General features: G+C 55.7%; 21 protein-coding genes. 7 read left to right on the forward strand and 14 right to left on the reverse strand.

Annotated elements, in window-relative coordinates; all coding sequences use genetic code 11:
• The first annotated feature begins 712 nt into the window (after nt 1–712).
• From F4Y00_06720 to F4Y00_06740, 5 genes are all read left to right on the forward strand, one after another.
• Nucleotides 713–1750: a patatin-like phospholipase family protein gene (locus tag F4Y00_06720; protein ID MYE04644.1), complete on the forward strand. Its 1038-nt coding sequence runs from the start codon at nt 713–715 to the stop codon at nt 1748–1750.
• The gene (locus tag F4Y00_06725) at nt 1740–2942 is read left to right on the forward strand and encodes a nucleotidyltransferase (protein ID MYE04645.1); all 1203 of its coding nucleotides are present in this window, start codon (nt 1740–1742) and stop codon (nt 2940–2942) included. The genes F4Y00_06720 and F4Y00_06725 overlap by 11 nt, the downstream gene beginning before the upstream one ends.
• A 1-nt stretch (nt 2943) precedes the next feature.
• On the forward strand, nt 2944–3678 hold the full coding sequence (locus tag F4Y00_06730) for a hypothetical protein (protein MYE04646.1): 735 nt from the start codon (nt 2944–2946) through the stop codon (nt 3676–3678).
• Between the two features lie 268 nt (nt 3679–3946).
• A complete protein-coding gene (locus tag F4Y00_06735; protein ID MYE04647.1) occupies nt 3947–4864 on the forward strand; it encodes an ABC transporter ATP-binding protein in 918 nt (305 codons plus the stop codon).
• Nucleotides 4865–4976: 112 nt separating this feature from the next.
• Nucleotides 4977–5774, forward strand: a complete 798-nt coding sequence (locus F4Y00_06740; protein ID MYE04648.1) for an ABC transporter permease — start codon at nt 4977–4979, stop codon at nt 5772–5774.
• A 17-nt stretch (nt 5775–5791) separates the two neighbouring features.
• On the opposite strand, the gene F4Y00_06745 is transcribed toward F4Y00_06740, so the two are convergent.
• From F4Y00_06745 to F4Y00_06765, 5 genes are all read right to left on the reverse strand, one after another.
• Nucleotides 5792–6253, reverse strand: a complete 462-nt coding sequence (locus F4Y00_06745; protein ID MYE04649.1) for a DUF488 domain-containing protein — start codon at nt 6251–6253, stop codon at nt 5792–5794.
• Between the two features lie 47 nt (nt 6254–6300).
• Entirely contained in the window at nt 6301–7203 is a 903-nt protein-coding gene (tcmP, locus tag F4Y00_06750; protein MYE04650.1) for a three-Cys-motif partner protein TcmP, read from the reverse strand.
• A gap of 23 nt (nt 7204–7226) precedes the next feature.
• Nucleotides 7227–8030, reverse strand: a complete 804-nt coding sequence (locus tag F4Y00_06755; GenBank protein MYE04651.1) for a phage Gp37/Gp68 family protein — start codon at nt 8028–8030, stop codon at nt 7227–7229.
• Nucleotides 8031–8409: 379 nt separating this feature from the next.
• Nucleotides 8410–10662, reverse strand: coding sequence for a VWA domain-containing protein (locus F4Y00_06760; protein MYE04652.1), 2253 nt, complete (start codon nt 10660–10662; stop codon nt 8410–8412).
• Nucleotides 10650–11006 carry a MerR family transcriptional regulator gene (locus tag F4Y00_06765; GenBank protein MYE04653.1) on the reverse strand — a complete coding sequence of 119 codons (357 nt, stop codon included), beginning with the start codon at nt 11004–11006 and terminating at the stop codon, nt 10650–10652. The genes F4Y00_06760 and F4Y00_06765 overlap by 13 nt, the downstream gene beginning before the upstream one ends.
• 249 nt (nt 11007–11255) lie before the next feature.
• Between F4Y00_06765 and F4Y00_06770 the strand changes: the two genes are divergently transcribed.
• Nucleotides 11256–14576 carry a TM0106 family RecB-like putative nuclease gene (locus tag F4Y00_06770; GenBank protein ID MYE04654.1) on the forward strand — a complete coding sequence of 1107 codons (3321 nt, stop codon included), beginning with the start codon at nt 11256–11258 and terminating at the stop codon, nt 14574–14576.
• Between the two features lie 175 nt (nt 14577–14751).
• Here the strand turns inward: F4Y00_06770 and F4Y00_06775 are convergent, their stop codons facing one another.
• From F4Y00_06775 to F4Y00_06790, 4 genes are all read right to left on the reverse strand, one after another.
• A complete protein-coding gene (locus F4Y00_06775; GenBank protein ID MYE04655.1) occupies nt 14752–16278 on the reverse strand; it encodes a hypothetical protein in 1527 nt (508 codons plus the stop codon).
• A gap of 37 nt (nt 16279–16315) precedes the next feature.
• A complete protein-coding gene (locus F4Y00_06780; GenBank protein MYE04656.1) occupies nt 16316–17050 on the reverse strand; it encodes a hypothetical protein in 735 nt (244 codons plus the stop codon).
• Between the two features lie 589 nt (nt 17051–17639).
• Entirely contained in the window at nt 17640–18626 is a 987-nt protein-coding gene (locus tag F4Y00_06785; protein ID MYE04657.1) for a restriction endonuclease, read from the reverse strand.
• Between the two features lie 228 nt (nt 18627–18854).
• Nucleotides 18855–21230 (reverse strand): AAA family ATPase, encoded by a 2376-nt coding sequence (locus F4Y00_06790; GenBank protein ID MYE04658.1) that lies wholly within the window; start codon nt 21228–21230, stop codon nt 18855–18857.
• A 320-nt stretch (nt 21231–21550) separates the two neighbouring features.
• On the opposite strand from F4Y00_06790, the gene F4Y00_06795 reads away from it, so the two are divergent.
• Nucleotides 21551–22567, forward strand: coding sequence for an ImmA/IrrE family metallo-endopeptidase (locus F4Y00_06795; GenBank protein MYE04659.1), 1017 nt, complete (start codon nt 21551–21553; stop codon nt 22565–22567).
• 149 nt (nt 22568–22716) lie between these two features.
• On the opposite strand, the gene F4Y00_06800 is transcribed toward F4Y00_06795, so the two are convergent.
• The 5 genes from F4Y00_06800 to F4Y00_06820 all read right to left on the reverse strand — a co-directional run bounded on the left by F4Y00_06800 (nt 22717) and on the right by F4Y00_06820 (nt 26548).
• On the reverse strand, nt 22717–23784 hold the full coding sequence (locus F4Y00_06800; GenBank protein ID MYE04660.1) for an ImmA/IrrE family metallo-endopeptidase: 1068 nt from the start codon (nt 23782–23784) through the stop codon (nt 22717–22719).
• Between the two features lie 491 nt (nt 23785–24275).
• Nucleotides 24276–24770, reverse strand: coding sequence for a helix-turn-helix transcriptional regulator (locus F4Y00_06805; protein MYE04661.1), 495 nt, complete (start codon nt 24768–24770; stop codon nt 24276–24278).
• 17 nt (nt 24771–24787) lie between these two features.
• A complete protein-coding gene (locus F4Y00_06810) occupies nt 24788–25480 on the reverse strand; it encodes a hypothetical protein (GenBank protein ID MYE04662.1) in 693 nt (230 codons plus the stop codon).
• A gap of 34 nt (nt 25481–25514) precedes the next feature.
• Complete coding sequence (locus F4Y00_06815) at nt 25515–25946, reverse strand: hypothetical protein (GenBank protein ID MYE04663.1); 432 nt, start codon at nt 25944–25946, stop codon at nt 25515–25517.
• Entirely contained in the window at nt 25943–26548 is a 606-nt protein-coding gene (locus tag F4Y00_06820) for an RNA polymerase sigma-70 factor (GenBank protein ID MYE04664.1), read from the reverse strand. The genes F4Y00_06815 and F4Y00_06820 overlap by 4 nt, the downstream gene beginning before the upstream one ends.
• Nucleotides 26549–26637 lie beyond the last annotated feature (89 nt).

Below are 26637 nucleotides of genomic sequence, written 5' to 3' on the forward strand. Positions count from 1 at the left end.
GGCATCGGCGGCCTTGATTATTGTGCATCATATCAAGGAAGGATTTGGTTTTGGAAGCCAATCCTTTTTCCGCCGGTGCTCCCTTCGCGTTCTATAAGGGGGACGGCGGAGGCAAGACAACGCCTGGTGTCACTGCGATGCCGGGCGTTTTAATTTGACCTTTCTCTGGTAAGACCGTTATTGTGAAAGGTTGTTTATGTGGATAAACCTGTATGGGTGATTGTGGATAACTCGTGTGAAACCGGTGAGTAACTGGGGAGAAATAGTGGAGAAATTTCATGTATGCCGATATTGCAGGGAAGATAAGAATACGCTATATTTTCAGTAAATATCGTCAAAAAAGGATGAAGCCCGGTTGCGCGAACAACCGGGCTTCTGGTCCAGACCAACGTTAACCAAACCTTGACAGAGGCAAAAGAGGTAACGCGCATGAAAGTTACGCAAATCCTCTCAATACTTTCAAGCCCCGGCTTTCGTAGAAAATTACCCCCCTTGGGATCGAGAGCAGGGCCGAACATAACGAACACCCTCTCTCTTCGATCTGGCCGTATAGAATGGGAAGAAAGTCGTGCCGGGCCAGGCGTTGTGATAATACGAAGGTATTACTGGATTGACGGGGAATGGGTATCGGCTGATCGGTCGAATGATCGTTGTCACGCGATCAAACCGCCTAACGAAGTGCCGGTGTCCATAGTGAAGAGCCTGATCTGATATGACAAACGCAGGACTACAACAGCCCCAACGCCGCATCCTGTCCATTGATGGGGGTGGAATCCTTGGAACGTTTCCTGCTGCTTTCCTGGCGGGGCTCGAACAAAACTTGCCCAAGCCGATCGGCAGCTACTTCGATCTGATCGCTGGTACCTCCACCGGTGGAATCATTGCCTTGGGGCTCGCGATGGGGCTGCCTGCGAGCGAACTGCTCGCTCTCTACGAGAAGCGTGGCCCGGAGATCTTCGGCCAGGGCCGTGGACCGTTCGTAGACTATCTCCTCCGCAAAGTGCGGCTCGGACGGCAGTTGGTTTTGCATAAGTACGATCCCGGACCGCTCCAAGCCGTGCTGGAAGAGGTCCTCGGCGAGCGGCGCATCGGTGATGCGAATACGCGGCTACTTGTTCCGGCTTGGAACCCCGTCGCACGCTCCGTCTACATCTACAAGACCGCCCATCACCCGCGACTTCGCAACGACTACAAGTGCCTGGCGGTTGACGCGGCGATGGCCACCGCTGCTGCACCAACCTACTTCCGTCAACATGTGACGCAGTATGCGGTGGGCCTGACCGATGGCGGTACTTGGGCGAATAACCCCACGGCGCTTGCCGTCGTCGAGGCGATTACCATACTGGGCTGGCCGCGCGACACCCTCCACGTCCTGAGCATAGGCTGTCTTGATGAGACCTACACCATTCGCAAGTGGGCGGGAGTCGGGACGCTTGGTTCGAAGGTCATCAAGCTTTTCATGGACGGTCAGTCCCATGGCGCGATGGGAGTCGCCAAGTTGCTTACCGGTCATGAGCACGAGCGGAGTGCGATCCATCGGATCAACCATCCTGTTCCGTTGAACGCCTTCAAGATGGATGACACGCGGGTCATCCAAGATCTCAAGGGGCTGGGCCACTCCTTAGCGCGTGATCGCCAACCAGTCCTCGAATCCGTTTTCTTTACCGCTCCAGCGGAGAAGTTCTCCCCGATTTACAAGCTGGAGCAGTCCGTTGCCAAAACAGAAGAGGTTCCGACCCATGATCATTGAATTAGGCAAGTATCCAGAGTTTCTCGACCGAGTCGCCAGCGAGATCGACATACCGCCGATCAAGCATCAGAATGCAGTGGCCAGGTACCAAGCGGTCGGTCACTGGCTTGAGGCCGGCGGCTATCCCGGAGCTTGGGGGCAACCCAGCATCTACCCACAAGGCTCCTTCCGCCTTGGAACAGTCGTCAGGCCGATTCGCCGTGGCATAGAGGCAGACTATGACATTGATCTAGTGTGCGAGATGCCGCTAATCAAGCATCGGACTACTCCGCATGAGGTCAAGCACATGGTGGGTCGTAGGCTCATGCAACACCAGACTTACCGTCGACTTCTCGACGACGAAGGACGGCGCTGCTGGACTCTCGAATACGCTGAACAGGACGGCGTGGGATTCCATTTAGATGTTTTGCCAGCCGTACCGGACGGAAGCGGGCTTCAGGGAACCGCCCTTTCAATCACGCACAAAGAGGGCGCCAGTTATTCATGGTCAGCGAGTGATCCGAAGGGGTACGCAAACTGGTTTGACGGCAAAAACGCCGCCGCATTCGCGCGTGTCGTCGTCGAACAGAAGCAGATCATTCAACGCCAGGCTTCTCTCGTCTTTGAGAGCGTCGACGATGTTCCCGACCAACTGGTTCGTACGCCACTGCAACGTTCGATCCAGCTCATGAAGCGGCACCGGGATATTCATTGTAATCGTCCCGAGATGATCGATTATGCGCCGATCTCGATCATAATCACAACGCTCGCGGCGCACCTCTACGGAGGCGAGCTTGACACCCACGCTGCCTTGTTGGGGATCGTCGGCAGATTCCAAGGGCATGCGGCACTTGTCGAGGGCAGAGCAATCGATCCGACTCTTGAGACTATGGGGCTCATCCGGAGGCTTCCAGACGGCAAATGGTATATAGGCAACCCGGTCAATCCGGACGAAAACTTTGCCGACCGATGGCATGAGGACGATCAGGCACGTGCACGGGCTTTCTTCTCCTGGGTGGCCGCCTTGCAGAAGGATCTGCTGAATGTTCAGACCAGCACGAATCCACGCTTGCTTAAGGAGAGTCTGAGCGGAACGTTGGGAACGGCGGCAGTAACCAAACATTTTGATGTTCTCGTGCCATCGACCGGGGCCGTCGAGCCGCGTCCGCGAATTCACATCAACAGTCCCGCGAAACCTTGGCGATGCCGTTGATATGACAGAGGATTTGCAGAAGCAAATCGCCGAGCTAAACGATGTCCATAAAGAACTGACGCACATCGTCGAGTACGATGCTGAAACGCTGCTATCTGGCGCGGTGGGTTTCGAAGCGTCCGCCGATGATGGACTGGAAACCATCACCGATTCGTTCGACATCGAACTGACCATCCCGCACATATTCCCCGACCGATTGCCGCGGGCGAAGGAGGTCGGTGGCCGGATCGGAACCGATTACGAACATCTCAACCCGGATGGCACGCTGTGCCTCGGTGTACCGATTGAGCAGCGATGCGTGTTTTTTGAGCAGCCGACTCTCCTCGGGTTCGTCAATAAGCTGCTAATCCCCTATCTATATGGGTACTGCTTCTGGAGCAAGCATGGCCATCATCCGTTCGGTGAAGCCGCGCACGGGTACGAGGGCATCTTGCGCCACTATATCGATACGCTCGGCCTACAGGATTCTCTCGCCGCACTGGCCGTCATCTGTTTCCTCTTCGAGCATGGCTATCGTGGTCACCACCCCTGTCCCTGTGGGAGTGGTCAAATAGTTCGGGTGTGCCACGGCCCGGCGTTGCGCACTCTTCACGACCACCATACGCGTGAGACCGTGCGTGCCGATTTCTTAGCAATCTCTAGTATCTGTTGTGCCGAGTTCAAAAAAGGGCAACTCTCTTTTCCGCGTCCACTGCACAATCAACTGATCCGGCTACTGAAAAAGTTCAAGGCCTAACGGTACAGCGCTTCCTTGACATTCTGAAGGATACGTCATGACCCTTACGGTCTAACAAAACGCAACCCGCACCCCCCCGTACATACGATACACCCCCATTACTGTTCCGACGAAAAGCCGCCGGAAACCGGTCTGCCGTACCCGTTACCACTTCCCGGCAGCCCGGCAAGACGATCCCTTATCCGGGGTCGTCTTTTGGTATGATTTTTGGTAGGATCAGAGTATCCTATAAGCCTTCCGGCGCAGAACCTGGGTCAGAGAAAACGTTATGCAACCCATCATTGAAGTAGAAGGGATCCGCAAGACATACGGGGAAACCGTAGCGGTGGATGACGTGTCGTTTTCCGTAAGGCCGGGGGAGATCTTCGGGATCATCGGACCGAACGGCGCCGGCAAGACGACGACGGTCGAGAGCGTCATCGGTCTGCGCAAGCCGGATCAGGGCCGGATATCGGTGCTGGGGTTGGACCCCGTCAGGGAGCGGGCCGCGCTGGCAGAGCGTATCGGCGTACAACTGCAGGCCGCAGCCCTCGCCGAACGCATGAAAGTGTGGGAGGCGCTGGACCTGTTTTCCTCCTTGTACACGCATACCGTACCCTATGAGCCGCTCCTGGAACAATGGGGGCTGGACGACAAGCGCAATGCGGCCTTCGGAAACCTTTCCGGCGGTCAGAAGCAACGACTGTTTATCGCCCTGGCGCTGGTCAACGATCCGGAAGTCGTATTTCTGGATGAATTGACCAGCGGATTGGATCCGCAAGCCCGCAGGGCCACATGGGAACTGGTCCGGACGATCCGGGCACAGGGCAAAACAGTGGTGCTCGTTACCCACTTCATGGATGAAGCCGAGCACCTGTGCGACCGCATCGCAATCGTTGATCGGGGCAAAATCATTGCGCTGGACACGCCGGCCGGGTTGGTGAAAGCATTGGATCAGGAACGGCGTATCGTGTTCGATGTGGAGCCTGAATGCGACTTGTCGCCTTTGCAGTCTCTCCCGCAGGTAAGGGAAGTGATGCGCACCGGCCGCCAGGCGATCGTTTCCGGCGACACGGACGGGCTGCTTGCCGCAGTGGTGGCCCGGCTGGAAGAAGAGGGTATTCCGTTCCGGAACCTGCGCACGGAACAGGCCGATCTGGAGGATGTCTTCCTGCGGCTTACCGGGCGGGCGATTCGGGATTCATGATGACCGCGCGCCGCATAGCACAGCAAACGGGAGAACGATCGCCGGGACGTGAATGCCCGATTCGCTTATCGCAGATCGGTAACCGTTTTCGCGTCCGTAACGGGAACGCCGCATGACGACAACCATGCCACAGATTCGATCCGCAACAGGAGGCGCTTTTGCTCCTTTCCTGCGCTCCTGGGGCAAACTCACGGTCGTAAAGGGGAAGCTTTTCCTGCGCGAGCCGATCGCGCTGTTCTTCAATCTGTGCTTTCCGGTGCTGTTGCTGCTGCTCTTCGGCGTTATATGGGGGAACGAACCGGATGGCTTTTTGAGCCAGGATTTCGGCTATATCGACATGGCGACGCCGGCGTTGGTCGGGCTGATTATCGCCACGGTCGCGTTCATGACGATACCTGTGGCCACGGCGGGCGACAGAGAGCAGAAGCTCCTGCGGCGCTATCAGGTCACGCCCATGCGTCCGATCGTCTATTTCGCCGCGGACGTGAGCGTGTACTTCGGTGTGGCGCTGGTGGGCACGGCTTTGTTGATCCTGACGGCGAAACTGGGCTTCGGGCTGCGCTTCGGCGGCAACTGGGCTGGTGTGCTGGCCGGATTTACCCTGAGTCTTCTGGCGTTTGTCTCGCTTGGATACATCATCGCCAGTCTGGCGCCCAACAGTCGACTGGCCCAGATAGTCGGAATGGTCGTATTCTTCCCGATGATGTTTCTTTCCGGCATGGCCATACCCCTGATGGCTATGCCGCCGGGTGTCCGGGAGTTTGCCAACTGGCTGCCCCTGACCCATGTGGTGCATCTGTTGCAGGGTGTATGGCTCGACGGCGCCTGGAACACCCTGTCCGGCCTGATTCTGCTGGGCGTGCTGGCCGTCGGCGCCGCCGTCTCCACGGCGACTTTTCGGTGGGAGTAGGGGGGTGTCATTCCCAACTACCCGGCTCCGCTTTCGCCCGGATGCCCGATATGCACGATATCCAGTTTGCCCCATTCCTGTTCGAGATATTCCGCGACGAGCCGGCGGTGGCAATAGTGGGGCCGATCTTCGCTGCATAGCAGGCATCCGTCTCGTATGACTTCCTCCGGGATCGTTTCCTCGATTTTCCGTTCCCGCATCAGTTCCATGAACAGGGCTTCGTACGTTTCCCAGTCGATTCGCTTTTTCCGGTAATCGCTCAATATCCCCTGCGTGGGGGCCAACTGTGGAAGATGCACATATTCCATTCCGCAGAGTTCGCGGAGGAAATACGCAAGGTCGTCCCGCTTAGCGAAGCCGGAAAGCTGCGAGGAGTTGTTGAGCCGTACGTCGACGATCCGCCGGGCGCCCGACGCCCTGAGAAGATCGAAAAAACGCCGGGCGGATTTTTTGGTGAACCCTATGGTGTATACCTTCATGCTTTTTGGCCCGTGACCTGTGCGTTGTTCTATGCACTCAGGCCGCATTATCGAACATCTCTTAGCAAGTGCTTGGCAATACGTAAGGCTATGTCTTTACCCCGCTCGTTACCCACAGCGAAACACAAGAGATAGAGCGGATTATTCGCCGAGTTTCGCAGGATACCCGGCTCATCTGCTACACCAGCGAAAATGTTTCTGAGCCGGTCATTGAAGTAGCGGCCGATGGTTTCTGTCGTCGCTTTGATCACGCGCTCCTGCTTATCGCCGAATATATCCAGGGTGGTTTGTATATCGTAGAATTTGTCGTACCAATCTTCGGTGCCGAGGAGAAGGTTGAGCCTCCTTCGCCATGACTCTGGTATTTCGCCTGACTTCGTGAGAAGGCGATTGACACCCATACCGAGAGGAAAGAGGAGCCAGAGATCAATGGCCTTTGTTTGGGCAATTGCTTTAATGGTTTCCCATTCAACCTGCATCCCGTATGGGTCGAGGAATAGAACCGCCCTGTGGGATCTCCAGTTCTTTTTGCATATATCTTGAATCTCTTCGTTCGCATCTCCCTGGCGGATCGAAATGTCATCGGCCATTTCTGAATCCCGCTTGATCGCCTCAAGGTCGGCACATCGCTTGGCATTTTGCTCAATGAAAATGTACTTGTCGAAGCGTGGCCTCGCCTTCAGTGCAAGGGGAGCCGAGCCCTCTAAAAGAGCCTGAGACTCAGGTTCGGCGAGGGCGGGGAAGAGAAGACCTTGAGATGAGGATTCATTCGAATCCTTGCGGCGTGCATCCCGGTAACCGCTTCCGGCAAATGCATCAATGTACTCTGTCGTGAACGGCTGGTTTTTGAGTACGGTCGTGTAGCTCTTTAGGTATGCCGCAAGCACCTGCAACTTCGCCGAGGTCCAATCTCCCCCGAATAGAAGCGGTGCAGCATTTGTGTTCCCCATATTTCTTGGTACAAGCTTAGTACTTACCCGACATCCGGTAAATCTTTGGAGACGCCAACCGGTGCCCCGGCAGCCTGCAACGGAGCCTCCAACACCCGGTCGTACACCATATCCGGGTACTCCTGCCACTGGCATCCGTCAAGCATGTTGCCGCCAGCCTTGGGGGTGCGCCCTCCCCACTGCTTGAAGAAGAAGGCGACCTGCTGCGTCCGGCACTGGTCACGCAAGGAACGCGCCCAGTCCGCCTCCATGGGCCGCGCGCCGGGTCCGCTCTCGCCCCCGACGATAACCCAGTGAATCCCCTCCAGACCGACATCGTCTATCGGACCCAGCAACGGCTCGAAGGAAACGAAACGCATGGAGGCATTCGTCTGCTTCAGGTGTCGCAGCCGAGTCATCGCAGCCATATCCTCAATAGACACGCCCAGCCAGATATGGGGAGGCACGGGTTTCTCCCCATAATGCTTCCCGACGAAATCGCGCATCAGCGAACTGCGCTTGGTAAGAATCTGGTAGATGTGCCAGTCGGCCCGTTCCATCGTATCGAATACCTGCCGGATGTACTCGTCGGGTATCTCCTTATGAAACAGGTCGCTCATCGAGTTCACGAAGATGAGCTGCGGACGACGCCAGTGCAGAGGCTGCTCTATGCGCTCAGGCCGCAGGGTCAGATCGAAACCGGGTTCGAAAGGATGGCCCTTGACCCCGCGAAAACGCTCGGAAAACCGTTCGGCGTAGCAGTGATCGCATCCGGCGCTGACCTTCGTGCAGCCCGTAACCGGGTTCCAGGTGCTGTTCGTCCACTCGATGGCGCTTTTCAGAGACATAAGGTTCTTTTCAGAATCAGTCGAGAGGTAAGCGAGTGTGTCCGATCCCGATGGATATAACAAATATATGTGCAATGCACATATATTGCAAGGTTTCAGGTAAATAATCTGTTTCTGGCCCGAAGGATCGTACGGCGGATAACCGGGACGGTGTTCCGTCTCCTCTTTAGAACCGCCTCCGGCATATGTTTGCCTGTCGTCTCGGACAGGCCCCCTTCTCCCGAAACCTTGCATTCAGCCGGGGGCTAACCTTGCATTCAGCCGATGGTTGACTTTCAATCAGTCGGCAGTCGGCTTTCAATTGGTCGGCGATGGGAGGCCAGCGGTGGCCAACGGGGTTCATGGCAGGCTCATTCGTCATGATCACCCCACCGCCAAGTTAAGAAGGGGAATCCCCTGTTGTCCGATCGCGAAGGGACTGGGGTGGGACGTAGTCTATGATTACATGACCCGCGCAAAACCAGCTGAAGTGAATAATGAATGCGTCGCTATTCTTCACTCCCTTCAGCAGGCGCCGCTGTACTCTGCCTGCATACCGTGCGGTTGGCTGATCCTCGTCCGAGTCGTCCCCAAATCCATTAGCCACCCATGCCGCAACGAGGGCAAGGGCCAATCGGATGGACTCGATCCCCCATTCCGCAGCGACTTCCCGGATTTCTTCGTGATTTGCAAGCGCCTGGATGGAGGCGGCTACGGCGGGTTCCAGACCGCTCAAGTCGCACTCGCCCAATGCACGGCCTTGCTTTTGCCAGTCGATCCGCGAAGTAACGAGATGCAGGTTTTCGGGCTGGCGCTTACGCTGTTCGTCCTGTTCCGCTTCGGACATATCCGGAGACGGAGGCGCCAGATCATAGGATGCTTCGGTCAGGGGCGGCAGAGGCTCCGGCAACATCGCCGAGTCTTCTAATATGAGAGGTATTCTTCTCGCTAACGCCTCCGAAGAGGCACGAGTGTATACCATCTTATCTCCGTACTTCGCCACCATGTCCCCGGCGGTCCGCGGCGTGGGCAGGTCTATCTTGCGGGTTACGGGCAGGCCTTCCTGCACCGGCCCCTCCTCGTCCACCAGTACGAGGCTGGTGAGATGCGTAACGAGGCTCTCCCCGACGGCCAGTTTGCCGGCTGCGGTTTCGGACAGGGAAGGCAGCGCCAGGCTTGCCGCATACGCCGCAATCCCTTCGGACAGCGTGTCGCGCTGCGAAGCCGCCACCACAGATTCGCCGCTCCATGCCGCGCTCATGCGGACATTGCCCCGGATCGCATGCGCCGATTCGGGAAGCTCTCCTCCGGCGGGCGTTTCCTGCTCCCGGGTCATCCGCCTGGTCCGCATGCCTTGCAGGACGGCGTGCAGGGCGCTATCGACGTCCGCCCCGAAACTGAAATGGATGTCGCCCCCCGTGAGCGCCGCGAGATGGCCTACGTTGGCTTCCAGACTGTCTTCGCCCACCAGCACGACGAATACCCTGCGCCCTTCCTGCGCAAGGTCGTGTACGTCGAGGGCGTAGCTCATTCCGTCCGTGATGAGGAGCACGTCGCACGGGTCGGTTTCTGAAAAGACCTGGTAGAGAGCCTCTCCGATTTCCGTGCCTCCGGAGGGCGGCGTCAGCTTTTCGATCGCTTGTGCGAACGCTCCGGGGGAAGCCGCAAGGCCCCCGTCCACCGGATTGCATGTATTGTCGAATTCCCAGAGCCTGATGCGGTCCGTCTCCCGAAGTTCTTCGGCCAGGGCGCGCAGTCCGCGGCGGACCGCTTCATGCTTGGAAACGTACTGCCCCGAGTCGCCTTCGCACTCTGAAGACATGGAGCCCGAATGATCCACCAGCACGGCCGCATGGACGGGTTCCGCTCCCGTTTCAGCCGCTTCGATGCGCAGGGATACGTCCCGGCCGTCCCAGGCTTTGCCTTTCAGCACGCCGGGCTTCCATGCTTCCACCTCTATATCTACAGGAGCGTTCGCCGGCGCCTCGCCCGAAAGAACGCCATCCTTTGAAGCGCGGAGCGCCCCGGTCGCAAGGCGAACGCCGCCCGCGTCGTGGCGGATACGCAGGGAGACGCTCTTCAGCCCCTCTCCATGGGTCAATTCGTCCGTTTCTGCGAGGTCGGATATGCCGTAGACGTCGCCCGCCGTCATGGGAATGCGAAGCCGCCCGCAGGAAGCGGTTGCGCTGCGCAGGGTATCCGTCCAGCGGGTCGTTACTTCGATCATGGCCCCCGGCGCCAGATTCCCCACGGAAAGCGCATGCACCCCGCGCAGGAGTTCTTCGTGGAGCACGGCGGTTTTTCCTTCGCTTACCGCATCCTCGTAGGTTTCCCGCGCTTCCTCCCGCGCCTGGGCGATGCCCTTGAGGATGCGGCCGTCGATCTTCGCCGTCAGGCCGAAGAATGCGGCATGGACGGGGACGGGCAGGCTGAGGAGGGCCTCGATCGGCGTCTTCTCGTCGTTACGGAATGTTCTCTTCGTTTCCACGACGGCCAGCCCGCCGGTCAGCGTGACGCCGATATCCATGGCGACAAGCGCTGCCGGGTGCGCTCCGGCACTGTCGCGGGCCTCGTTTACGAGTGCTGCGATGGGATCGATCAATTTGGGAGCCGCTAATTTTACAGTAGTCATTTTCTTTCTCATTTGGTGCATGTGTATTTCTTCTCGAGAATCTTCCGCAAAAGGTCGTCGAGGCGTTCCACGAGCGGTTCGACCTCCATGCCGGAGGCGTGCAGGTCCGGCGCCACGACGAGCGTAATGCCGTCCGCCACCGGAAACGGCACGCCCTCCCGGGCCTGCAGGAGCACGCGGATGGCCGCGGGCGGAAAGCCGAGTTCCTTGAGGCGCGTGTACCGCCGGATGGCCGTCGTATGCGCTTCTCCGTATTCCGCATAGGTCCGCCCGCCCGTGGGGGGAGGCATGAAGCCCTCGGCGATCAGGTATCTGATCTGCCTCGGGGTGAGGCCCGTGCGCTCGGACAGTTGCTTCATGTTCATGGCTGTCAGGGGTTTTCCTGATGTCTTTTGACAAAATATATGTCAAAACAATAAATGTCAAGACCTGAGTGAAAAAAAGTGGATGGGGGGATGGTGGAAAAGAATTGTTCCACCCAGGAAGCAACCGGGTGTTGGCAAGTTTTCCGTATACTTCCCGGTTATTGGCCCACCGCTCCAACGCCAGTCAACAGTCCATGCGGCGATGCGGCGCCACTTCAGCAGAAACAGCCCAGGTCCGGAAATAGTGAGATGAGGTGGAACGGTAATCAAATCCGGCTGTCGGCTTCCGATCTCATGCGGTTCATGGCATGTCCGCATGCCGCGCGCCTCGATCTGGCCTGGCTCCGGGAGGAAGACGAAGACCTTGCGCCGGTGGAGGACAGCGAAGACGCCGTCTTGCTTCAGCAGCACGGCGATCGGCACGAAATGGATCATCTCGAGCGCCTCGAGTCCGAGGGCAAGAATGTCATCCGTATCGAAACGGAAGGTGTGTCCTTCGAAGAATCGCTACAAGCCACCCGGGAGGCCTTGAGGGCCGGGCCGGACATTATCTTTCAAGCTGCGCTCGATGACGGAATGTGGGGAGGATACGCGGATTTCCTTGAGCGCGTGCCAATTCCATCGGACCTGGGGCCGTTTTCCTATGAGGTCGCAGATACCAAACTGAAGCGCAAGCCCGTTCCGGGCCATGTGCTGCAACTGGCGCTTTATTCGGACCTGCTTGCTGCGGTCCAGGGGCATGAACCGGAGAAGGCGCACATCCAGCTCGGCACGGGCGAACGGATTAGCTTCCGGCTGTCGGAATATTCCGAATATGCGCGTCTCGCGCGCGATCGCCTGGAGGAGTTCGTCCGGAATCCTCCACCAACTCGCCCCGTCCCGTGTTCGCTCTGCGATCTTTGTCGATGGCGGGACCATTGCGGGGATGCATGGCGGGAGGCGGACAGCCTCTACCTGACCGCAGGCATTATGAAGAGCCAGGTTGGCAAGCTCGAAGCGGCGGGCGTCGACGCCATGGCAGCGCTTGCCGGGCAGGAGGGCCGGGTGCCCAGGCTCGCCGATGCTACGTTGGAGAAGCTGCGGATCCAGGCGCGGCTGCAACACGCCCGAAAGACGGGAGGGCCGACCTTTGAACTGCGGCCCCATGTCCCCGGGAAAGGTTTCGATCTGATGCCGCGTCCCGATCCCGGCGATCTGTTTTACGACATCGAAGGAGACCCGTTTTATTCCGAAGCGGGGGCCGAGGGGCTCGAATATCTTCATGGCGTGTGGGACGGCGAGGAGTTCACCGCGCTGTGGGCGCACGATCTTGCGGAGGAAAAGAAAACGCTTGTTTCGCTGTTCGATCTTTTCGAAGAGCGCCTCCGGAGGTATCCGCACGCGCACATCTACCACTACGCTACCTACGAGATCACCGCGTTGCGCAGGCTCGCCACACGCCACGGGATCGGGGAGTCTCGGCTGGACCAATGGCTGCGCGAGCGGCGGTTCGTGGACCTCTATGCCGTCGTGCGCGGAGGCGTCTTCGCTTCCGAACCTTCCTACTCCCTCAAGGATATGGAGGCCTTCTACGATATGCCTCGCGAGGGGGAGGTGAAGACCGCTGGCGGCTCGATCGTCGCGTACGAGAAATGGCGGGAAGCCGGCGACGACGGGATACTTGCCGAATTAGCCGATTACAACCGCATCGACTGCATCTCCACGGAGAGGCTGCGGGACTGGCTGCTCGGGATACGGCCCGAAGGGCCCTGGCTCGAAATCGGCGAAGGCGAAACCGAAAGGTCGGCGGCGCAGCAGTCCGCAAACGAAGCACTTTCGGAACTACTGAGTGTTTCCGGCTTGCCGGAAGAACGACAGCGGATGCTCTATGATCTCGGCGTGTTTCACTGGCGGGAGAGCAAGCCGCAAGCGTGGTCCGTTTTCGACTCCGCCGCAAAGGATTTCGAAGATTTATGCGACGACATGGAGTGCCTCGCCGGGCTGGTCGCGACCGGTGGGCACTACTCCGTGAAACGCTCCGTCGGGCGCGAATACGGCTATCCGCCGCAGGAAACGAAATTGCGGGAGGGAAGCTCGGCGTTGTTCGTGAGGGATGACGGGTTTGCCTCGGTCACGATAACCCAACTGGACCGCAGTCAGCGCAGGATATGCTTGAAAACGGGATGGGGCGCCGAACTTCCCGACCGGTTGGACCTTCTTCCCAACTTCGCCCTGAACCCGGGGGCGATTCCGGGCGCTATATGGAAGGTAATAGCGGATCAATGCGGGTCCCGGTCGAACCGCGCGGCCGACGATCTCCTTTCGCGCAATCCTCCCCGTTTCCATGGCTCGCCGCCGCTGCCTCTCAACGGAGACACGGAAACGCTCGACGGTCTGATCGCGGCTGCGCGCGCGATGGACCGATCGGTTTTGCCGGTCCAGGGACCGCCCGGCACCGGCAAAACCTATGTGGCGGCGCGGGCGATCCTCGCGCTTGTCCGGGAAGGCAAGCGTGTTGCTGTGTCCTCGAACAGTCACGCGGCTATACGCAACGTGCTGATGGGATGCAACGAGGCGCTGCGCACGGGCGAGACCGGCCTCACCGAGGACGACGTGCACCTCGCCCACAAGATATCTTCACGCGAGGGCGATCTCCCGGAAGAAGTCCGAAGGGCCATTTCCTGTGTGACCAGCAACGGCGCTTCCGCCATTCGTTCCGCCGATGTCGTTGGAGGAACGGCATGGCTGTTTTCGAGGAATGAACTTGAGGGCACATTCGACTACCTCTTTGTCGACGAGGCTGGCCAGGTTTCGCTGGCTAATCTGGTCGCCATGTCCAATGCGGCGGACAACCTTGTCCTGATCGGGGACCCTCGCCAGCTTCCGCAAGTCGTGCAGGGCGCGCATCCCCATCCGGCGAATCTGTCCGGTCTCGACTGGATTCTGGGCCAGGGCCAAAACGTCGATCCTGCACGCGGCATTTTTCTGCCCGAAACCTGGAGAATGCACCCCAAACTCTGTGCGTATATCTCGTCTCAGTTCTACGAAGACCGGCTGGAGAGCCATCCTTCGACCGCGCTTCAATCTATCGAGGCCCGGGGCCTGCCCCACTGCGGCGCCTGGCGGGTTCCGGTTGATCACGAAGGCCGCGCGCAAATTTGTCCCGAGGAGATAGAGGCGATCGGCGACACCATCGAAAGGCTGCTCGCGGGTGCCTGGACAGATCGGGACGGACACAGCCGCCCTGTTTCCGAGAGCGACATCATCGTGGTCGCTCCGTACAACGCGCAGGTAAACGCACTCTCCGACGCCCTACCCGAAATTCGCGTTGGCACCGTCGACAAGTTTCAGGGGCAGGAGGCGCCGGTTGCGTTGGTCTCCATGACCGCTTCGTCTTCCGAGGAGACCTCACGCGGACTGGATTTTCTGTTATCGCGGGAGCGCCTCAATGTCGCCGTGAGCAGAGGCAAGGGTCTGAGCCTTGTGTTCGCCTCCCCGCGGCTGCTGCACACGAACTGCGCTACCGTGGAGCAAATGCGTTTGGTGAATGCGCTCTGCGCACTACCGGATGTAAGGGGGGGTAAGGAGTAGATTACGCCCAGAGTCGATGGATTACGACTGGCCCCGGCAGCCTGTCATGGGTGGGAAGGGTTTGGAGGGGAGAGGCGGGAGAAGGTCGCAACAGCACACCTTAAATTCCGCCGGAATTTGTGCAATAAAACCGGACCACCTTTAACTTGTTGTCGATTTACATGCAGCAAGTTACCTACGTAAATGGAGGAGCAAATATAGCCTCAGCATTTTGTGCTTCGCGGAGAGCCTCCTCTACTCTCTTATCCAAATCATCGAACAAACGTTGGCGGCGATAACCGGCCTCTACGCCAAAAAGGTCAAGCCTTGTAAGAGTATAAACGATGAATGCTGAACCAATGCCGGTTAAAACACCCGCAACAAGTAATGAAATATAAGGAGCAAGTGGTCCCAAAAAAGAAGCCAAGTGCTTCTCCAGAACGTCTTCCATAAGGATACCACCCGATGTTATCAGAGCAGTGGCAAAAAGTTTAGAGGCTGCATCGATGGCCTGTAAGCGAGTCATACCTTCAGGCGGAGACACCAGAATTTTAAGCGCTTGCAAAATAGAGAAGAACCCTTCCCGTATTATGCGGACCATTCGTCTGGAAGTTGTGGTAAAAAAATTACAAATGACGGTGACAATTTCGGATAAAAAGCCGGATTGAAATCCTTCGCTAAAAGCAGATATAACCTTTTTAAAATTTTGTTGCACTCGCTTCAAAACCTTGTCCGCCCGTCGAGTAAGAGCAACAGAAAAACTCTCCTCATTCTTTTTTAGACCATTCGTAAAAATATCCTTTGTCTCATCCAAAATTCCTGAAAGCAACTCTGCAACGAGTACGGCTATCGCACGTTGGAGTCCATATTTGACACTCGTGCCCATAGCATACTGAATTGTTTCTTTAGCATACGGTGTATAATACTTCAATTTATCAGAAAAATCCGGTTTATGTTTCCTGACAGCATCATGCGCTTTTGCTTCCTTGGGCCGTGTGCGTCGTCGATCTATTCCCAATTCAGGATTATCTCGCTGTGTCTCTTTAACAGATTTGTCTTTCTTGGAACGATTTATTTGTTTTTCTACTAGCGAAGTATTATCCATATCCGCTGCAAACTCCTGCTTTCGTTCTTTGGATAACATAAATCCACCATGTTCATAGTGAAATTTCTTTTTAGAGATAATATGATCAACATCAGCATCTTCTAATTTAATTTCCTTACCTGTATAACCAGATTTAATATGATTCTTCTGATTATTTCTATATTCATTTATAGTATTAGTTTTATAATCCCTGGGATTATAGCGTAGTTCTTCAGGAAGGTTTTTATTTTTTTGATAAAACTTCTTTACATTTGTCGAAGTAAATATTAATTCACGTTCCTTGTCTGACTTGGCGACAATATACCCTATGCCAAATGTGGAAACAACATTATGTAACATTTTTTCCTTGCACGATTCCAATAATTCGTTAATATGCTCATGTTTAATTTTATGGCCGATTTCCTCTAAAAATGTAGCCACCTCCAATTCATCGATTTCGATATTATCACCTAAATCATAATACTTATCAAGTTCGAATTGTTCCGCTTTTATACGGTCGTGATCTACAGGCGAATCAAGGTGTTTTTTCACCAAATCTTGATCAGAAATTGGTGTTAAACCTTCAGGTTTAGCAAGTCTTTCCTTACGTTTTTTAAAACGTGAAATGCGTTCGGACATGGGTTATCCATTTAGGGGTTTATGCGGTGAGTATGATTTAGGCTACCTTCGCTTGATGTTGATTCCAAGCCTCTCTGTAAGCTATCTCCTGGGGATGCTTTTTCTCATCGGCATTCATAATCAATATAATTATATCGTCAATCACATCAGGGTCAAAATATGACTCTTTTCGAATCTTTTCCACATATTTCATTGCCTCATTGAAAGTTGGTGGTTTTTTGTATAATTTCTGCATACGATTTTTAATTGTCTTGGGGCAAGCTGATTGCAAAATAGGCCCCATAAGATATTCTTCCAATTCAACTCTTTCTTCTTCTGCTATATCACCATCTGCGTTAGCAATAGATATACCGACGGCCATCGCTGCAATTAGAAATTCTTCATACTTTTTGTGTTCTTCAAATCTTTTGGCAACGGTCACAAAATGCTCCGCTCTTTTTTTTGTTTTCAATTTCTCCTTAGCAAGTTCCGAGTTTACCTTGTTAAGTTCCCTGTCCTTCTCTTTACCTTTAGCAGTTGAAACAGCCCCAGCTGCTCCACCAGTAACTCCGCCAACACCGGCTGCTGTGGCCGCAGCGGCCGCAGTAGCTACTCCAATTGGCCCTGCAATGGGTAGCAATATAACACCGCCAACTCCAGCTAAGGCACCTGCCGTTATACCACCTAAAACCTTCCAAAATCCCATGGTCTCCCCCTTGACTAAGTTTGTTCTTTTCCTGGATTCAGGCCTTGAGCCGAATCGGGTCACACCGATCCGACACGCGGCCTGCATTCACAGTATACCTCCTAGGCTTCTGGCTATCAAGTTACTGACAGGCACATTCCGTGTAGAATCTCCTAATTCCTCACAGTATCCTCACGTGACCATTGAGATCGACGTATCGACAAAAATGTTATCAGTGCAGAATTTCCTAATTTTCCACAATCCCTTCACGCCACTGTCCTAAACCCCATCCCGCTCGGCCGATTCGACTTGACCGCGCACTTTGTCTTGAGCATGGCCACGAGCGCATTGGCGTCGTCCGGTTGCCTCGTTACCTCGGCCTTGCGGCGCACCACCGGAAAGTCTCCGGGCGTGAGCACCGTCAGGCTCGACAGTGCCGCCATATCGAAGTAGGCTTGAAACAGGCAGGGAGGCCTGACATGAGCGAGAAAAATTGTCAGTGGTGTGGCGGTGGAAGATGCACGTCCAGATGTTACCCCAACTTGTTCACGCAATCGACATGAGGGGGCCGCATGCTGGGCACTTCGTCAGGTGCGGACCTGCGTAGAAATGAACGAACCGTTGGAGCATTGGCTATCGTTTTTACAATGGTGATAAAATCCTGGGGAGACGCTGCCCCGAACAGTAAAAGGGGCGGTTAGGACAAGAGTTCACCGCCAAAGCGCACCAGAAAAGCGGCAACGTCTTCGCCAATAAGCAAAGAAACAGGCTTTCCGGTATCGTCCCGCAGTTTATCAAGGGCCTTGTCAAGCGCTTCGGAACCGGATGAGGCTGTGGATACAATGACTCCCATATCCGCCCCCCAATATTCAAGTGCCTCTCGAATTTGATCTACGGCTTTAGTTTCCCACATCTCGTCTTTAAACGATTTTACTTGAACAACCCAAGTGGATTGTCCCAGTACTCCCCATTCAAAAATTACCAGCAGATCTGCACCGTGTTCTCCGGGACCGCCTTGTTCCTTCACGTCTTTGACTCCGGGAACACGCCGGAAAATTTCCGCGATCAATTTCTCAAGATCGGAGCCTGGGTACGCCCGGTGAATTTTTTTTGTGATAGACTCGAAGTTGGGTAGGATCTCGTTCTTGAACCGATCAAGACTCGTCTCCATTGTTCGGGGCTGACCACCTTCGCCCTTTTTCAGCGAATCGACAAGGAGTTCAAATTCTTCATGCAAATCGAAGATTCGCCACCAGCGTCCCCGTAGTTTGAGCTTACTACTTAGCTGGGGATGAACGATAGCGTCGTTTCGGTCAAAGACGAGAAACGAATCGGGGTCAACAGAGAAACGATGGTTGAAATCACTGTTTTCGCCGCCCCACTCCCAAAAGTAGGGGCCAGTAACACGGGCAAGCGTACACTCGCCCCATGTAGGGATATTGATATAAACCACATAATCCCCCTCTTTAATATCAAGCAGGAATGTCTGATAACAAGCCTTTTCATCGTCGTCAAGATCGTCCCAACCCCTATTTACAATTCTGTCCCTCAACTCAGTTAAGTCAGCAGTTTCGACATAGCTCCAACCGAAACGTCCCACGCCTTCCCGCAGAGACTTGTAGGTTTTAGCATCTTGATCAGGTATGGTCGAGTTTTTCAGTGCATAAATCGTGTAATCACTCATGGAAATAAGGGGTTGTTTTGGGAATTACGTACAAAAGCCGCCAAGCCTCCGTTTGTTGCTTCGGTTCCGGTCTGGCTACCTGACCACTTCACCCGCCTTAGCCTTGCTTTCCGGCGCACGCACAGGGGCAACGACTCAGCTTGGCCCCTATACTATGCAAAGTATTGTGTGCATTCCATAGTTATTGAGGCTTAATCAGTGTGTTTTTCGTGTGTACTTGTTTCCAACTCACGCCGCCCTAAACCCCATCCCGCTCGGCCGATTCGGCTTGGCGTCGCACTCCGCTTTGAGCATGGCTACGAGCGCGTCTGCGTCGTCCAGTTGCCCGGTTACCTCGGCCTTGCGGCGCACCACCGGAAAATCGCCGGGCGTGAACGCCTTCAGGTTCGACAGTACCTCCGGCGCCTCCATATCGAAGTAGGCGCGGAACAGGCCGGCGGCCTGCTCGGGCGAACTGTAGCGCAGGGTTACCTTGAACAGGAAGCGCCGCAACGTGGCGTCGTCGAGCTTCTCCACGAAGTTTGTGGTGCAGGCGAATGGCAGCGGATGCATTTCCATCTGCGTCAGCATCTCGTTCACCTGGGTCACTTCCCAACTTCGGTGCGCCCTGCGACGGTCGGCAAGCAGCGAATCCGCCTCGTCGAATATCAGGAACGAACGGGTGTCGCGTGCTTCCCGAAACGCCTCGGCGATGTTCTGCTCCGATGCTCCTACCCACATGGATAGCAAATCGGAGGTGCGCTTGTGCAGTACTTCCATGCCCATGCGCTCCGCAAGGTAGCGTGCGTAGGCGCTCTTGCCGGTGCCCGGCGGGCCTTGCAGGCAAATAGAGAAGGGTTTTGCGTCTTGGCCGGTCAGGCGCTCGGCGAGATCGACCAGGTCCTGATCGGCCCGGATCAACGCCGGGTCGAAGCGTGCGGGAGGGGCTTGCGACGGTCTCTCGCAGCGCATCAGGGCGGCAATATTGCCGAACCCGCGTTCAAGCAGGGCATGTCTGTCGCCTTCCGGAAGGAGGGCAGCCGCGCGTATCGGACCGTCCACCACGCCGGGCGGCATCTCGAAGCGGCTCGCCAGTTTCTCAACATATTCCGGCTCGATGCACACATCGCTTTTTCCCAGTTGGCGCGTGAGGATTCGTTCCCGTACCCGCGTGGGTGGTTTCCTGAGGTGGACCACGTAGGTCATGCGGCGCAGGAAGGCAGGGTCTGTGGATTCCGCATGATTGGTGGTCCAGATGGTGGGCGCCGCATTTTCTTCGAGGAGGCGGTTCATGAACAGTTTGGACCTGCTGCTGCGCATGCCCCTGGATCCCCGGTCCGACATAAATCCGAGGAGAAAAGACATCATGGCCCCACCGGAAAACAGATCGTCCATTTCGTCGAACAACAGGAGTGCGTTCGGGTCCTTGCCGAGCAGGCATCCCGCGAGCCGGAGGTCGGCGAGGCGCTCGCCCCGCGATGGCTCGCCGCCGCGCTCGTCCTTTTCCCCGACCCCGAACAGGGTCACGCCGAGCCGGTTGGCCAACACCTTCGACAGTTCCGTTTTGCCCGTGCCGTTCGGGCCGTACAACAGGATGTTAACGCCTTTGGCGCCTTGTCGGAGCGCCCCCTCAAGAATTTTCGCCAGATAATCCCGGTCTTCGGCCACATGGTCGAAATCGGACCAGTCCAGTTCTGTCGGCTTGCTGGCGCTGAGCAACAGGCGGCGCACGTCCGATTCTTCTTCGGATTCCCAGGCCAGTTTTTCCAATCGGGACGCCATGTCGATGTCGCCGTCGCTGTCCACGGCCAGCAGCCCGGAAGCGACCAGCGGCGCATCGTCGGCCAGACGCCTTCGGACGGCATTGGCGGACATGCCGAGAAAGCAGGGCATGGAATTGTTCTTGGCGCTCAATGTCCGGCAATGCCGGTGCAGCAAGAAGTCGTCCACCAGAGATTCGAGCAACGGATGCGTTTGGTAGAGCAATACGAATTCCAGGATGCATACGTCTTCCGGTGCGAGGTGGGCGATTCCGGCGAGTTCCTGCAGGCGGACGGCCGTGCGGTCCGGGCCAATTCCTTTTGCATCTTTGCAAAGCTTCTCGATGTGTTTCCGCAAGCGGCGCCATGCCTTGTCCGAACCCGTGGCGTTACCTTCGTCGTCGGAATCCATAAAGTCATCCAGCAACTCATCCATAAGGTCATGGTCCGACACCATCCTCCTGAACTTTCTTCTGCCTCTTCTCGTGATTTTTGAAACGGGAATGTCCGTTGTAGCTTTGACAAGCGATGCCGCATCCGTCGCGCCCCCCTTCCCGTTCAATCCGACGCACAGGTCGAAGGCGTTTTCCCGTATCCATTTGATCAATGCCTGGGCTTCGTTGCTCCGGCGGTCTATGCGCTTCATGGCGTTGGCGATCCATACGAGGGCAAGGCGGTGGTGGTAGGGGGTGGAATTCGGCTGTGCTTTCATGATGCGCTGGGGTTTGGGTGAATACAGTCTGTTGCCGGGCCGATTTTGCCGGGATCCGGTTTCCGGATGGACGAGGATGGTAAACCTGACTTTCTCGATCTTCTGCCATGTTTTAGCCGTCCTGCGGGTGCGCGAAAATGGAGCCGGGAACATGAATGTTATTCAATAAAAAGCATAATGTCAAGGAATGATACACATTTTTATTAGACAAAAAATCCTTATACCATAGTCAGGAGCTGCCCCTGTCGCACCCTTTCGAAAAATCCACCCTACAATATTTTTTGTCTTTAATATATGATTTAAAAGAATTTATAATAAATAAAATATCTTCATTGTCTGGCAATAATTGACACGGTGGGGACGTTTTCCGTATGCTTCATTGTATGAGGTCTTGCGCCGTACAGGCACAGATCTTGCCAAACACAAGAAATGTATGGCAATAAAAGCGGGTATTGTGCTTCTATAAGCACGCCATGCGACGAGTTCCCGAATCAGAGGAAATCTACAAGCGCGTAGGGCGGAACGTGGCCGAACGGCGGCGTGAGATTCGGCTTTCCCAGACCGAACTTGCGGAGCGTTGCGGGCTTACGCGGGGTTCCATCGCGAATATCGAGAGCGGCGGGCAACGGCCCAGGCTACATACGCTCTCGGATATTGCGGAGGCGCTCGAAGTCGATATGCACTCGCTGTTGCCTGCGTCTGAGGCGGATACGCAAGGCGAAGAAGAGATGTCGGATGTTTCCGGCCCGGCCTGGTTGCGGGAAAAACCGCTTGCTTTCCTGATCGGAAGCCTTCTCGGGGGGACGGGTGGTCTTGCAACCGGCATAGGTTCGGGGGTTGGTCTTGCCACTGGGGTGGGGGGCGTTGTTGCGGGCGGAGCGCTGACGGGCGTAGTGGCTCGCGCGCTGATCCGGATGATACGATCGTCTTCGTCCGAAGACGCCGGAGAATTTTCTCCCATACCGACCGAAGAACTCGAAAAGAAAGCAGGGGAGCTTTTGCAGGAGGCAGGCATGGCGCAGGCTCCGGTCCCCGTGGATGAAATCGCTCGATATCTCGGCATCCGGGTCGACGAGGCGGATCTCGGCGAAGACTGTTCAGGGATGCTAATTGTTCGGGACGAGGATGGCGCCGTGATCGGCGTCAATGCGAAACATCACGAACACCGCAAGCGCTTCACCATTGCCCACGAGATCGCCCATTACATGCTGCACAGGGGAGAGGGAGAAAAGGCGTATATCGACAACCCCCTTCACATCGACTTGCGCGCCACCGACTCCGGCTCCGGTACGCAGCAGGAAGAAAAGGAGGCCAATCAATTCGCGGCGGCGCTTCTCATGCCCGCCGATCAGGTCCGGGCTGCGGTCGCGGAACACCCCTTCGATCCAAGCCGCGACGACGAACTGCCGAACCTTGCCCGGCGCTTCAAGGTGAGTCCTCAGGCCATGACCACGCGCCTGATCCATCTCGGACTCATTTCGGATGTTTGAAGCCACTGGACACACCCGCCAGCATGGCGATTCGTTTTGAGATTTCTTTTTTCGGCAATCTGCAACGCGGGTGGCTTTGGATTGTCCGTAGCCGGGCACACAGTACATCTGGATTTGCAGCACCGTCATTATGCTTACTCATTCATCGATTAATTTGATGGAGGTTCTGCCATTTGCCGGTGTAATTCATGCACCGATATACCCAGCAATTCGGCCGCTTTAGGTTCTGACACCGCATCTTCGGATAGGGCGCGAAAGCACAAGCGTTCGAAACGTTGCGGCTTTTCGCGTTGCAATGGAAATGGCTCCTCGTAAGGCGGACTGCGCCAGCCGCGGCGGGAAAAATCCCGGAAGAGTCTGCGGAACAATGTGTCGTTAAAGACGCCGAGGTCCCTGCATCTGTACGTAAGAGCCTGCACGCTTACGCCGAAAAGGTTCTTGAGGGCGAAAAGCTCGCTGTAACCTATGGAGTGGCGGTGCTTGCCTACGGCAGCCCATACCATTTCTGCCGGCATGAGGAATGCTCCCGCAAAGCGATGCGCAGCCTTTTCCTCATCCATAGCAGGGGCTACATCCAGCATCAGGTGCCCGAGTTCATGGGCAATGGTAAAGCGTTGCCGCTCGCCGCACTCCTGACCGTTTACGACAATCACGGATACGATATCTTCGTTTTCCTGGCGTACGCGAGCCGTCAGCCCGGCGATATTATTCGTGAGGTCTATCGACAACACCTTGATCCCGTGTTCCTCCAAAAGCCCTGTGAGGTTCGGGATAGGGTCCAGTCCAAGATTCCAGGCGTTGCGCAAAAGATGCGCAGCCCGATCGGCTTCCCATAGATCGTTGACGACAGGGTAGGGGGCTTCGCGCGGTTTGTCCCAGTCCAAGCCCGGCAGGCCAAGGATGTTTTCGATCGTAAGGTAGTGCTCAAGGTCATGCAGAATGGTGGCCTCGACGCGCGCCACTTCACGCTTCCTTGTGATTTTCTTTTTGCGAAAATCGATGCTCTCCACCGTCATGTCCTGGGTTCCAACCAGGTAATCCAAAGAGACGTCGAGTGCGGCAGCAAGGGCAAGGAGAACGTCCGAACCCGGCGTGGTCACATCACGCTCGTAGTAGCTGATGGCCTGAGCGCTCACGAGGTTTCCGATTTTGTCCGACAGGCCGCGCAGCGAAAGCCCCGAGGCGGCGCGGGCGATTTTGAGTCGTTGTCCTATCAAGGGTAGCGCCTGGTCTATGACGGAGGTTTACAAATATATAAATATTCTACATATTTGTAAAGTATATAACTAAACAAATGTTTAAATATTCCTTTACAAATCTTAAAAATTAGTTATACAAAGAGCTTACTCATGTGTCTTCCGGGGCGTGCGGTGAATAACCGGGACGGTGCGCCTCCTCCTTTAGAACCGCCTCCGGCATATGCTTGCCTGTCGTCTCGGACAGGCCCATTTCCCCCAAACCTTGCATTCAGCCGGGGGCTAACCTTGCATTCAGCCGATGGTTGACTTTCAATTAGGCGGTGGCTCACTTTCAATTAGTCGGGAGTTGACTTTCAATTAGTCGGCGATTCACTTTCAATTGGTCGGGGATGGGGCACCAGCGGAAAACTTGCCGGTTCCCGATAAGGACTACACCCCATACGGATCGGAAAGACCCTCAGTGTTTGCGCCGCCGACTCCGGCATGCAGCAGGAAGAAAAGAGGGCCAATCAATTCGCGGCGGTGCTACTCATGCCCAAAATATCCGACGGTTTGCAGCCCAGGTGTTTACGACAAGCCCGATAGAAACTGGGGTAAGAGGCGAAACCGACCTTGTATGCCAGTTCCGCCATATAATAGCCATTACTATTATTATCGAGTATACGTCGGGCCACCTGGATACGAGCCCATTCTATGTATTTTCCAGGCGTTCTCCGCACATTGCTGCTTAACGCAACTTCGCTTGCAAATCGTTCATGGAATGCATGTGTCCGAATACGGCATTTCGTAATTACCTGCTGTACGGACAGGGAGCGCGATAATAGATTTTCATGGATATAATCGAGCGCGAGCAGGATATCAATCTTTTCTGCACGTGCTGCATCCGTTTTAAGGAATTCTTTGTAGGCTTTTCCTATTATGAGGTTTTCAAGTGATTCCTTGTCATTTTTTTGCGAATCCAAAATCTGGATGTTGTCAAGGCGAGTTAAATATTCCGGAATCATGTCGCTTGATAGTGTCTTTAGCGCTCAAGTATCGCTTCCAGCTGTTTTATGCCGGAGCCGATGTCGGCTTTCGCCCTTGATCTGCTGTCCTGGAGTTCTTCCAGGGGAACCTCATTATCGGGCTGGTCCTGTGAAGCTTGGTCCATTTTGTGCGCTGGCCGTGCGAGGTAATACTCGGCATTGTCCACGGCCTTGTTCGCCGCGGTCTCGATCTCTTCACTTGTCCAGTAGTCGCCAAGTACTTCAAGGGCACGGGCAACCTCTTCGGCATGCGGAGAGTTTGTTGCGACCAAAGCCTGTGTGTGGTGTGCTATTTGCGGCTTGATGGCCTCAGGGTTTTTGCTCTCTAACAATGCACTTAAAGCCGCATGAGATACCAACTGGGGTATGACTGTGCGCACGATCGGGTTCTGCGTATGCTCCGCCACGATCTTGTCAGCCTCTTTGCTCAGATATTCGGCAGTTATGTCTCCTGCGTGGTACTGTCTTGTCAGCTCACGCATTCTTGTCCCTGCCTCATTCATGGCATTAGCGATTTCCGCTCCCTGGGGTTTGTATCCCTGACTGTCCTCCGCTTTCACGACCATGGTCGAACTGAACGAAGCATCTGTGTTTCCAACCGGAGCCGGGGACGTAGAGTCCGTTGCGGTACCGCATCCTGCAAACAGGATTAGAGCTACAATGGCGGTAAGGTTCCTGGTTGTTTTCATGGCCATTTCCACCGGGTTTCGTGTTGGGTTGGGATTAACCCGTTGGGCCGGTTTGATAAAAATAGATCCATTGATTGGGGCCATCCTCGCACTCCCAGGAATAGCTGACAGTACCATCTCCGCTACTGTAACTGCGAACGGAGCATCCGTACCGCAAGGCCAATCCTATAGCAACTATGCCCACTACGGCGGCGGCGGTAGCAGACAGCACGACCCAGCGCCGGCGGACGAGGCGAAGCAGCGGCCGTAACGGTATCCTTTCCTCCCGGATTTCACGAGACCCGGCCCGGGCATGGGCGCTGAGAAACGCTCCTATCCGGTCGCGTCGATTTGCATCGATGCCGGGCCACGTAGAATCGTCCCGGACGGTTGCCCAGGTCGCTGTGAGTTCGGAACGTTCGTCTTCTTCGAGGGGCTCGAGGGCGTCCCGAACCGGGTCGGAGGACGGGGGCTTGTGCGCTGTCATGGCATGTATTCGTTTAATCCATAGGCCTGGAGCTTACCGCGAAGAAACCGAAGTCCTTCCACCAGATGGTTGTTGACGGTCTTGCCGGAGATTGCCAGAACATCGGCTATCTCCTGGTGGGACATGCATCCGACACGGCTCAACTGAAACACTTCCCGGCGGCGTGGAGGCATCTCCGAGACCCACTGCTGGATGAGCCGATCCAACTCCTGCCCCATGTAGTTCGATTCAGGCGTTTCACGCAAGGGCGATTCCCGATCCAACGCCACCTCGCTGCGGATACGCCTCGTGCGATGCACCTTATAGGCCAGGTTTCTCACAACCCGAAACAGCCAGGCTTTGATCGATTGCTCGGGATCGAGCTCCGCCCGTTTATGCCAGAGCTTGAGAAACGCTTCCTGTACGATATCATAGATCATGTCCTCGTCTCGCGTCAACATCCAGGCATAGCGTAGCAGGGGCTCGGACAACGCCCTATAGAGCGCGTCAAAGGCATCAGCGTTCGAGTGCCGCAACTCCAGCAGCCATTGCTTTTGGTGCTGATCGAACGGTATTTCCCCCCTCGGCAACGCATCGTTCTGCGTCAATGACCGTTCATCCATGTTGTGTATGCACGTGTTTTGTTGTCAACTGCTTAGGGAATTATATATTTAACTTGACAAACCCGTATCTATCCCCTATATTATGGTAA

It is taken from the genome of Bacteroidetes bacterium SB0662_bin_6 (assembly GCA_009839485.1).
In the GTDB taxonomy this organism is placed as follows: domain Bacteria; phylum Bacteroidota; class Rhodothermia; order Rhodothermales; family VXPQ01; genus VXPQ01.